Annotated in this window: 11 protein-coding genes and 1 tRNA gene; all 12 read left to right on the top strand. The window is 61.4% G+C overall.

Translation table 11 applies throughout. The annotated features are described in order from the left end of the window. Positions 1 to 28 precede the first annotated feature (28 nt). The gene (locus tag I2G40_RS08940) at positions 29 to 1,591 is read left to right on the top strand and encodes a Mur ligase family protein (protein WP_195544850.1); all 1,563 of its coding nucleotides are present in this window, start codon (positions 29 to 31) and stop codon (positions 1,589 to 1,591) included. 107 nt (positions 1,592 to 1,698) lie between these two features. Further along, positions 1,699 to 2,610 (top strand): HAD family hydrolase, encoded by a 912-nt coding sequence (locus I2G40_RS08945; RefSeq protein WP_195544851.1) that lies wholly within the window; start codon positions 1,699 to 1,701, stop codon positions 2,608 to 2,610. Between the two features lie 51 nt (positions 2,611 to 2,661). After that, positions 2,662 to 3,546 carry a glutamate racemase gene (murI, locus tag I2G40_RS08950; RefSeq protein WP_035137557.1) on the top strand — a complete coding sequence of 295 codons (885 nt, stop codon included), beginning with the start codon at positions 2,662 to 2,664 and terminating at the stop codon, positions 3,544 to 3,546. Positions 3,547 to 3,600: 54 nt separating this feature from the next. Further along, entirely contained in the window at positions 3,601 to 4,326 is a 726-nt protein-coding gene (gene rph / locus I2G40_RS08955; RefSeq protein ID WP_195232425.1) for a ribonuclease PH, read from the top strand. A gap of 143 nt (positions 4,327 to 4,469) precedes the next feature. Next, complete coding sequence (gene rdgB, locus I2G40_RS08960) at positions 4,470 to 5,111, top strand: RdgB/HAM1 family non-canonical purine NTP pyrophosphatase (protein ID WP_022094898.1); 642 nt, start codon at positions 4,470 to 4,472, stop codon at positions 5,109 to 5,111. A 3-nt stretch (positions 5,112 to 5,114) separates the two neighbouring features. Beyond that, complete coding sequence (dtd, locus tag I2G40_RS08965) at positions 5,115 to 5,561, top strand: D-aminoacyl-tRNA deacylase (protein ID WP_195544852.1); 447 nt, start codon at positions 5,115 to 5,117, stop codon at positions 5,559 to 5,561. Positions 5,562 to 5,744: 183 nt separating this feature from the next. Continuing rightward, positions 5,745 to 6,041 carry a Veg family protein gene (locus I2G40_RS08970; protein WP_006234957.1) on the top strand — a complete coding sequence of 99 codons (297 nt, stop codon included), beginning with the start codon at positions 5,745 to 5,747 and terminating at the stop codon, positions 6,039 to 6,041. A gap of 2 nt (positions 6,042 to 6,043) precedes the next feature. Continuing rightward, positions 6,044 to 6,940, top strand: coding sequence for a 4-(cytidine 5'-diphospho)-2-C-methyl-D-erythritol kinase (gene ispE / locus I2G40_RS08975; protein WP_324252599.1), 897 nt, complete (start codon positions 6,044 to 6,046; stop codon positions 6,938 to 6,940). Positions 6,941 to 6,989: 49 nt separating this feature from the next. Further along, a tRNA-Pro gene (locus I2G40_RS08980) sits at positions 6,990 to 7,066 on the top strand. A gap of 112 nt (positions 7,067 to 7,178) precedes the next feature. Continuing rightward, positions 7,179 to 7,454 carry a twin-arginine translocase TatA/TatE family subunit gene (gene tatA, locus I2G40_RS08985; RefSeq protein WP_022094895.1) on the top strand — a complete coding sequence of 92 codons (276 nt, stop codon included), beginning with the start codon at positions 7,179 to 7,181 and terminating at the stop codon, positions 7,452 to 7,454. A 106-nt stretch (positions 7,455 to 7,560) separates the two neighbouring features. Continuing rightward, positions 7,561 to 8,031 (top strand): transcription elongation factor GreA, encoded by a 471-nt coding sequence (gene greA / locus I2G40_RS08990; RefSeq protein WP_006234960.1) that lies wholly within the window; start codon positions 7,561 to 7,563, stop codon positions 8,029 to 8,031. 79 nt (positions 8,032 to 8,110) lie between these two features. Beyond that, positions 8,111 to 10,075: a lysine--tRNA ligase gene (lysS, locus tag I2G40_RS08995; protein ID WP_195544853.1), complete on the top strand. Its 1,965-nt coding sequence runs from the start codon at positions 8,111 to 8,113 to the stop codon at positions 10,073 to 10,075. Positions 10,076 to 10,293: the final 218 nt, after the last annotated feature.

Below are 10,293 nucleotides of genomic sequence, written 5' to 3' on the forward strand. Positions count from 1 at the left end.
CCTGCCAAATGGCTGAGAAAGGTGAAAGATGCACCATTCGGATTCCGCGACCGTGACCACGGTCGATACGCTTGCCAAGCTTCTCGACGTGTGCGGCGAGCTGCGCGCATCAGAGCAGGTTGACGAGCGCGCCGTGACCGGCTGCTCGTTTGATTCGCGCGCGGTCTCGGCAGGTGACGTATTCTTTTGCAAAGGTGCTGCCTTTAAGCCCGCGTTTTTGAGCATGGCGCTCGATGCGGGCGCCGTCGCATTTGTGTGCGAGGAGTCGCTGGTCGAGTCTCTGGAGCCGCTGGCGCAGGAGAGCGGTGCTGCGATGCTGGTTGTTGATAGTGTTCGCACGGCCATGGCCCTGTTGCCGCCGGAGGTCTACGACCGTCCCGACCACGACGTCAAGATCGTGGGCATCACCGGCACCAAGGGAAAGACCACGGCCGCTTTTATGCTCCAGTCCATCATCAAGGCGGCGGGCGAGTCCTGCGGCATGATCGGCTCGGTGAGTACCGACGATGGTATCGAGTGCTACGAGAGCACCAACACCACGCCCGAGGCCCCCGAGGTTTGGCGCCATATCGCCAACTGCCGCACGTCCGGTCGCCAGTCCATGGTCATGGAGGTCTCGAGCCAGGCGCTCAAGTACCAACGCGTCGAGAATCTGCCGTTTGACGTGGCGTGCTTCCTCAACATCGGCCGCGACCACATCTCGCCGATCGAACACCCCACGTTTGAGGATTATTTTGAGAGCAAGCTTAGGATCTTTGACCAGGCAAAGACCGCCGTGGTGAATCTGGGCACCGATGAGGTTGACCGTGTGCTAGAGGCAGCGTCGACGGCCGAGCGCTTGGTGACCGTTGGCGTCGAGCATCCCGAGGCAAGCCTGTGGGCGAGCGATGTCCGCATGCTCGGCTTTAACATCGAGTTCAACTTGCACGGCATGAGCGCCGACGAGCCCGAGGCGGGGGAGAAGGTCCTGCTGGGTATCGCGGGCGACTTTAACGTGGAAAACGCGCTGGTCGCTATCGCCGCTGCGCGCGAGATCGGCATCGGTATCGAGGCTATCAAGAAGGGCCTCTCCAAACTGCGTGTGCCGGGCCGCATGGAGGTCGTGGAGTCGAAGGACGGCCGCGTGATCTGCGTCGTTGACTATGCGCACAACCAGCTTTCGTTCCGTTCGCTTTTCTCGTCGGTCAAGCGCGCGTTTCCCGCTAGCCCCGTCATTGCGCTGTTTGGCGCCGCCGGCGGCAAGGCGCAGGAGCGCCGCGAGCAGCTTCCGCGCGAGGCCGCACCATATTCCGACCTGATGATCTTTGCCAACGAGGACCCGGCTCACGAGGACCCGATGAAGGTCTGTCGCGAGCTTGCCGAACATGTTCCCGACGATACGCCGAACAAGATCATCCTCGACCGCGAAGCCGCTGTGCATGCGGCGTTCAAGGCGGCGCGCGAGGAGTACGTCAACCCCGATGCTCCCACCATTGTCTTGCTGCTGGCAAAGGGTGACGAGGAGCTCATGCACGTGGGCGACGAGTTCGTGCCCATCGAGAGCGACCTTTCGCTGGCCAATCGCCTGATCGATGTTACCCAGTTTGACTAATGAACCATGATGGCGGCGGCGCCCTGAGTGCGCTGTCGCCATAAGCGTGTTCCCTCAATCAAAACATGCCGTCCAAGTCCAAACCCTTCTACGTAAACGGAGTAACCATGTCCCACAATACCCTGCCGACCGTCGCTGAGCTTTCGGGCGAGATGCGCAAGCGCTTGGCCAAGGTCAAATACGTCTTTACCGACCTGGATGCCACGATGCTTGCACCCGGCTCGTGCGTGCTGCGCGACAACGACGGCAACCCCTCGACCAAACTCGTCGAGGCCGTCGTGGCGCTCGCTCGTGCTGGCATTCAGGTGGTTCCCACCTCGGGCCGCAACCGTACCATGATCCACGAGGACGCGCGCGTGCTCGGCCTCAACTCCTACATTGGTGAGATGGGCGGCCTGGTTATGTACGACCTCAAGGCCAACGATTGGGAGTATCTGACCGGCGACATGCCTTACGACCCCGTCTGCGGCCTTACTCCGCACCAGGTGATCGAGCAGACCGGCGTGTGCGAGAAGATCCTTGCCCGCTGGCCGCACAAGATCGAGTATCACAACGACATGTCGACCGGCTACAAGTACCGCGAGGTCACCGTCGGCATGCGCGGCGATGTGCCCGACAATGAGGTCCAGGCCATCCTGGACGAGGCCGGCTGCGGCCTGGTGTGGGCCTGTAACGGTCACCTGACGCATCTGTCCAAGCCGACGACGCTCGAGCTCGATCGCGTCGAGGACGGTCGCGCATTCAACATCAACCCCGCGGGCCTCAACAAAGGCGTCGCCATTGCGCGCTTCTGCGAGCACCTGGGGATCGAGCGCGAGGAGACGCTCGCGCTCGGCGACTCCGAGTCCGACTTCTACATGGCCGATCACGTGGGCACGTTCTGCCTGGTCGAGAATGGCCTGACGAGCGCCGGCGCGCCCGAGTTCCTGGCTGCTTGCGAGAACGCTTTCGTTACGCGTGGCAAAATTGTCGACGGTTGGGCGGCGACGGCAGAGCTGCTGGTCGCGGCGCGTTCGTAGCGCGCCGCCGCCGCACTTGGACATGTCTTTTCGAGAGAGACTGGTGAGGTAATGTCCGATATCGAGAATCCGGCAGGCGACACGCGCCCGATTGGCGTGTTCGATTCTGGTTTGGGCGGTCTGACGGTTGCGCGCGCCATCGCGACGGCGCTGCCGCACGAGTCCGTCTACTACTTTGGCGACACCAAACGCTGCCCCTACGGCACGCGCACCGAGGATGAGGTGCGCTCGTTTGCGTTGCAGGCGGGTCGTTGGCTTTCGAAGCACGACGTCAAGATTATGGTCATCGCCTGCAACACGGCGACCGCTGCGGCCTTGCGTCTGGCCCAGCAGGTGCTCGACGTTCCCGTGATCGGTGTGATCGCGCCGGGTGCCCGTGCGGCAATCAACAGCACGCGTACGCGTCGCGTGGGCGTGCTCGCCACCAACCTCACTATTCGCTCGGGCGCCTACACGCGCGCCATTCAGGACCTGGATGCCGGTGTCGATGTATACGGCTGTCCTGCCTCGAGCTTTGTCGAGGTTGTCGAACACGAGCTCGCCTCGGGTGCACATCTGCAGGAACAGTGGCTTGAGAACGAGGACATCTTCGATACGCCTGCCGTGCGTGCGCTGGTGGGTGCCACGGTTGAGCCGCTGCGCGACCACGGCATCGATACCGTGGTGCTCGGCTGTACGCATTTTCCGCTGTTGGTGGGACCTATCCGCCATGCGCTGGGGCCTGGGGTGCGCGTCGTGAGTTCCGCCGAGGAGACCACGCGCGAGCTGACCGATATCCTCACGCGCCGCGAGCAGCTGGCGGGCGACGCCGCCGAGCCGCAGCATCGTTTTGCCACGACGGCCGATAACATTGCCGAGTTTGCGGTGGCGGGCAGCTTTATCTTTGGTCAGCCGCTCAAGAGCATCGAACATATCGATATCGATGAGCTGAAATAGATGTAAGGCAGCTGCCAGAGCCTTCGCCACATCTTTTGCCGAAAGGAAATTTCTATGGAGTACATGCAGGTCAACCGCGCCAACGGTCGCGCCGCCAACGAGTTGCGCCCCGTTAAGCTCACCCGTGGCGTCATGAAGCACGCTCACGGCTCGTGTCTGGCCGAGTTCGGTGACACGCGCGTGCTGTGCGCCGCCACTATCGAGGAGGGCGTGCCGGGCTGGCGAAAGGGAGCTAAGGCCGGCTGGGTGACCGCGGAATACGCCATGCTGCCGGCGTCGACCGGCAAGCGCTGCAAGCGCGAGCACGCCAACCGCAAGGGCCGCTCCATGGAGATCGAGCGCCTCATTGGCCGCAGCCTGCGTACCGTCGTCAACATGAAGGCGCTCGGCGAGTACACCGTCACCGTCGACTGCGATGTGATTCAGGCCGATGGCGGCACGCGTACAGCGAGCATCACCGGCGCCTGGGTGGCGCTGCACGACGCCCTCGCCATGTGGGTCGAGGCGGGCAAGATCGAGCGCATCCCGCTTATCGGCCAGGTGGCTGCCATCTCCATGGGCGTTGTCGACGGCAACACTCTGCTCGACTTGGATTATTCCGAGGACAGCCATGCCGAGGTCGACATGAACCTCGTCGCCACCGACACCGGTGAGATGATCGAGCTCCAGGGCACCGGCGAGCAGGCGCCCTTCGACCGTAAGCGCCTCAACGCCCTGCTCGACCTGGGCGACAAAGGTATCGCCGAGCTCATCGAGCTTCAGCGCCAAGCCATCGCCTAACCTGCCAAAAAGGGACAGGTTTATTTTGGTAGGTTTTACCTGTGGAGACGTCTGGACACAAGACTGCCGTTGATTGAGAGGGGAGAGGCGGAGTCCCTCGTTGCCCTCGGCGCGGTATTGATATAGAGACAAGGAGGCCAGTCATGGCACTTGAGAAGATTGACATCGACACCCTCGACCCGGCGGCGACCATCGTCGTGGCAACGGGCAACGCCCATAAGCTCACCGAGATCGAGGCCATTTTGGGCAAGGTCATGCCCGAGGTGCGCTTTGTGGCGCTCGGCCAGCTGGGCGATTTTGAGGACCCCGAGGAAAACGGCACGACGTTTTTGGAGAACGCCATCATCAAGGCGCAGGCTGCGGTCGAGGAGACGGGCCTTATGGCCATTGCCGATGATTCGGGCTTGGTCGTCGACGCGCTGGACGGTGAGCCCGGTGTGTATAGCGCGCGCTACGCGGGCGTTCACGGCGACGATGCCGCCAACAACGCCAAGCTGCTCGTTAACTTGGAAGGCGTGGCAGACGAGGATCGCACCGCGCGTTTTATGAGTGTCGTCGCGCTCATCGACACGGATGGTCTGGTCACCTATGGTGAGGGCGCCTGCGAGGGCGTTATCGCGCACGAGGGCCGCGGCGATCACGGCTTTGGCTACGACCCGCTGTTCCTGCCGGTCGACACGCCGGGCAAGACCATGGCCGAGCTGACGGCGGACGAGAAGAACGCCATCAGCCATCGATTCCATGCGCTCGAGCACCTATCCGCCAAACTGACGGGCGAGGAGTAGGCCGTGCGTGCGGTGGTGCAGCGCGTGCTCAACGCCGGCGTGACGGTCGACGGCGAGTGCATGGGTCGCATTGGACGCGGCTACCTGGTGCTGCTTGGTGTGGGCCATGGCGATACGCGTGCCGAGGCCGACAAGCTGTGGGGCAAGCTCCGCGGGCTGCGTATCAACGAGGACGAGAACGGCAAGACCAACTTGGCGCTTGCCGATGTCGACGGCGAGGTGCTCGTGGTGTCGCAGTTCACGCTGTTCGCCGATTGCCGCCACGGTCGCCGCCCATCGTTTACGGATGCCGGCGCCCCCGATGTCGCCAACGAGCTCTACGAGTACTTCTTGACGCTTGTGCGCGAGGACGTTGAGCATGTGGCGCACGGTATCTTTGGCGCCGACATGAAGGTCGACCTGGTCAACGACGGCCCATTCACCATCGTCCTGGACACCGACAACCTTTAGGTTACGCGGTTTTACCAAACCACGTAACAACTGGTCATGCGAGATTGTCGTCTGGTACGTATTTGGGACGGGGCTTATTTAGCTACTTGCGTATGGCGGCAGCAGGGTGCTATAGTATTAGAGTTTTGTCTATCTTAGGGGTATTATCCCCTTTTTGAATTGCACCTTCTGGAGGCCCTGTTCATGGAAGAGATGGAAGTCAATCACGTCGACGACATCCACGAGAAGCTGACCGATATGGTGGGCGATCGCGTCAAGGTGAAGGCCAACATGGGCCGCACCCGCGTTGTCGAGCGCATGGGCACCATCAAGAGCGTCCACCCCGCCGTCTTTATCGTCGAGGTCGACGAGCGTCGCGGCCGCAAGTCGCGTCAGTCCTACCAGTATATCGATGTGCTCACCGGTCAGGTCGAGCTGTTCGACCCCGAGAGCGGCGAGCATATCTTTACCCCGCTCGGCAATCAGCTCGAGGAGCATTAACGGTGACCGATCGGTCCCTGACTCTTTCCGCGCCGGCAAAGATTAACCTCTACCTAGGGGTTCATACCGAGCGCGATGACCGCGACTACCACAGGGTCGATTCCCTGATGGCGGCCGTCGGTCTTTCCGATACCGTGACGGTCACGCCGTCGCAGGCGCTGACCGTCCAGACGGTTCCAGCATCAGATTTTCCCATGCAAAAGAATACGGCGTATCGGGCTGCGGTTGCTATGGCCGAGCATTATGGTCGCGAGGCAAACATCTGCGTGACGATTGAGAAGCGCATTCCATTGTGCGCCGGCTTGGGCGGCCCCTCGACGGATGCGGCCGCGGTCATTGTCGCCTTGGCAGAGCTCTGGGGCATTGATCGCACCGACCCAGCGCTCGACGATATTGCGCGGGGCATTGGTGCTGACGTCCCGTTCTTTTTGCACGCGAGTCCTGCGTTCTACGTAGGTGGGGGAGACGTGCTGGCAACTGAGTACCCCGCGCTGCCCGCGACGCCCGTCGTGCTGGTCAAGCCGCGCGAGGCAAGCGTTTCGACAATTGAAGCCTATCGACGTTTTGACGAGGCCCCGGTGCCTGCGGACAAGCCCGGCGCGATAGCTTCTGCCTTGCGTGCTGGTGATGCCGAGACGGCATATGCACTCATCCATAACAACCTTGGTGTCATTTCCGCACAGATGGAGTCGCAGATTCAAACGGTCCTCGACTGGCTGCGTAAACAGGACGGAACCGTTGCTGTAGATGTGTGCGGATCGGGTGCCTGCTCGTTTGCCATTTGCGACACCGCTGCCACGGCCGAAAGGCTTGCCGATGCTGCCCAGCAAAGTGGCTGGTGGGCCTGCGCGACTGAGCTTATTCCCAACACGGTTCAAATTGACGCGCCAAAGAAATAAAAATTTCTCTAGCACGCGGCGAAAATCTTTGTTATTATAGTCGAGCTAACGGGTTGTGGCTCAGTTTGGTAGAGCACTGCGTTCGGGACGCAGGGGTCGCTGGTTCAAATCCAGTCAACCCGACCAGAGCATGAGGAGGGACCGCTTCTTGCGGTCCCTTTTTTTAGCTAGTGTTGTGATACCGCGATACCCGCGGTATACTCATTCGAGCTTGTCTCGCTGTATTGTGGAGGTCTACATGTTTGGACTGAGGGCTCCTGAGCTCATCATTATTCTCGTCGTTGTCCTGATTATCTTCGGGCCCAAGAACCTGCCGAAGCTCGGCAAGTCCCTCGGCTCTACCGTCAAGAATATCCGCGAGGGTATGGAGGGCGACGATAAGGCCGAGACCAAGCAGGCCGAGGAGGTCGTGGTCGAGCAGTCCGAGGAGGACAAGGAGATCGCTGAGCTCGAGGCCAAGCTCGCTGCTGCCAAGAAGAAGCAGGCAGAGGACAGCGACGCGGACGCAGAGTAGTCCCATCCCTTTGGGGTGAGCACCTGACCGGCTTGCCCGCAGGCTAGCCGGTCTTTTTCGTTTTGTTGACAGTTGATTGTTTGATCAGAGTTGGGGAGATATCCGTATGGACGCAAGCCAGATCGTACTGACCGCTGAGGGCCGCCAGAAGCTCGTCGAGGAGCTCGCCTGGCGTGAGGGCGATTACGCCAAGGAGATCGTCGAGGACATCAAGGAAGCCCGCGCGTTCGGCGACCTTTCGGAGAACTCCGAGTACGATGCCGCCAAGGACAAGCAGGCCCAGAATGCTGCTCGTATCGCCGAGATCCAGGCCATTCTTGCCAACGCTCAGGTTGCTGCCACCACGGGCGATCTGACCGTCTCCATCGGTTCCACCGTTTCGCTGATTGATCCCAACGGCGAGGTCATGGAAGTCACGCTCGTCGGTACCACCGAGACCAACTCGCTCGAGCACAAGATTTCCAACGAGTCTCCGGTCGGTCACGCCATCATCGGTCACGGCGAGGGTGATTCCGTCGAGGTCGTTACGCCTTCCGGCAAGACTCGCGTCTACACCATCGCCAAGATCGCACGCTAGACCACGGTCCCGCGTAAAGGTATGTTTTCGCTCCCTGGGACCGAATCCTGGGGAGCGTTTTAGTTTGAGGAGCTAACTTATGGCAGAGAACCAGAACGCCGCCGATCAGGCATCGACGCTCAACGACGAGCGCGCCACCCGCCTGGCCAAGCGCGCCGCCCTGTTCGAGGCGGGCCAGAACCCCTATCCCGAGCACTCTGAGCTTGAGGACTACGTCGCCGATATCGAGGCTAAGTACGCTGAGCTTGCCGATGGCGAGGACACCGAGGACGTCGTGAAGATCGCTGGCCGTGTGGTCGCCAAGCGCGGTCAGGGCAAGATCATGTTCATCGTCGTGCGCGATGCGACTGCCGAGATTCAGCTGTTCTGCCGCATCAACGACATGGACGAGGCTGCCTGGAGTACGCTCAAGGCCCTCGACCTGGGCGACATCCTGGGCGTGACCGGCGTGGTCGTGCGCACCCAGCGTGGCCAGCTTTCCGTTGCCCCTAAGAGCGCGACCCTGCTTGCCAAGGCCGTTCGTCCGCTGCCCGAGAAGTTCCACGGTCTTTCCGACAAGGAGACCCGCTATCGCCAGCGCTATGTCGACCTGATCGCCAACGACGACGTTCGCGAGACCTTCCGTAAGCGTTCGCAGATTCTCTCCACCTTCCGTCGCTTTATGGAGTCCGACGGCTACATGGAGGTCGAGACCCCCATCCTGCAGACCATCCAAGGCGGCGCTACGGCTAAGCCGTTCATCACCCACTTCAACGCGCTCGATCAGGAGTGCTACCTGCGTATTGCCACCGAGCTGCACCTCAAGCGCTGCATCGTCGGTGGTTTTGAGCGCGTGTTCGAGATCGGCCGCATCTTCCGTAACGAGGGCATGGACCTTACCCACAACCCCGAGTTCACCACGATGGAGGCCTACCGTGCCTTCTCCGACCTCGAGGGCATGAAGGCACTCGCCCAAGGTGTCATCAAGGCTGCCAACAAGGCCATCGGCAACCCCGAGGTCATCGAGTACCAGGGCCAGACCATCGACCTTTCTGGTGAGTGGGCCAGCCGTCCCATGACCGACATCGTCTCCGATGTGCTCGGCAAGCAGGTCACCATCGACACGCCGGTCGAGGAGCTTGCTTCCGCCGCGCGCGAGAAGGGCCTGGAGATTAAGCCCGAGTGGACCGCCGGCAAGATTATCGCCGAGATCTACGATGAGCTGGGCGAGGACACCATCGTCAACCCGACCTTCGTGTGCGATTACCCCATCGAGGTCAGCCCGCTTGCCAAGCGTTTTGAGGACGACCCGCGCCTGACGCACCGCTTTGAGCTGGTTATTGCCGGCCACGAGTACGCCAACGCGTTCTCCGAGCTCAACGACCCGGTCGACCAGGCCGAGCGCTTTGCCGCCCAGATGGCCGAGAAGGCCGGCGGCGACGATGAGGCCATGGAGTATGACGAGGACTACGTGCGCGCCCTCGAGTACGGTATGCCTCCCGCGGGCGGTATTGGCATTGGTATCGACCGCGTGGTCATGCTGCTTACCAACCAGGCTTCTATCCGCGACGTGCTGCTGTTCCCGCACATGAAGCCCGAGAAGGGTTTCCAGTCCGGTGCCGCTGCCGCCAAGGCTGCCGAGGCCGGCAACGCCGCGAGCCCATTCGTTAAGTCGCTTAAGCCCACGCTCGATTACTCCAAGATCGCCGTTGAGCCGCTGTTTGAGGAGTTCGTCGACTTTGATACCTTCTCCAAGAGCGACTTCCGCGCTGTGAAGGTCAAGGCATGCGAGGCCGTCAAGAAGTCCAAGAAGCTGCTGAACTTTACGCTCGACGACGGCACCGGCACCGACCGCACCATCCTCTCCGGTATTCACGCTTATTACGAGCCCGAGGACCTGGTTGGCAAGACCTTGCTCGCCATCACCAACCTGCCTCCGCGCAAGATGATGGGCATTCCCAGCTGCGGCATGCTCATCAGTGCCATCCACGAGGAGGAGGGCGAGGAGCGTCTCAACCTGATCCAGCTCGACGCTTCCATCCCCGCCGGCGCAAAGATGTACTAACTTGTTACGCGGTTCTACGAACTGCGTAACGGCTCGACGCTGCGCGGGCCGCATTTGGACAATCTGACGTTCAACTTCAAGGGCGCGACCAGAAGGTCAGCGCCCTTTCGTTTCACGTCACCTTGTCACAAAAGCGACCCGCTCGCTCATATGACCCAATCCGCTGTCAAGAGCCACAATGGCCCCGCCGACCGCCTGCAATCGGTCGGCGGGGCCTG

The sequence above is a fragment of the Collinsella aerofaciens genome, assembly GCF_015558785.1.
In the GTDB taxonomy this organism is placed as follows: Bacteria; Actinomycetota; Coriobacteriia; order Coriobacteriales; family Coriobacteriaceae; genus Collinsella; species Collinsella aerofaciens_P.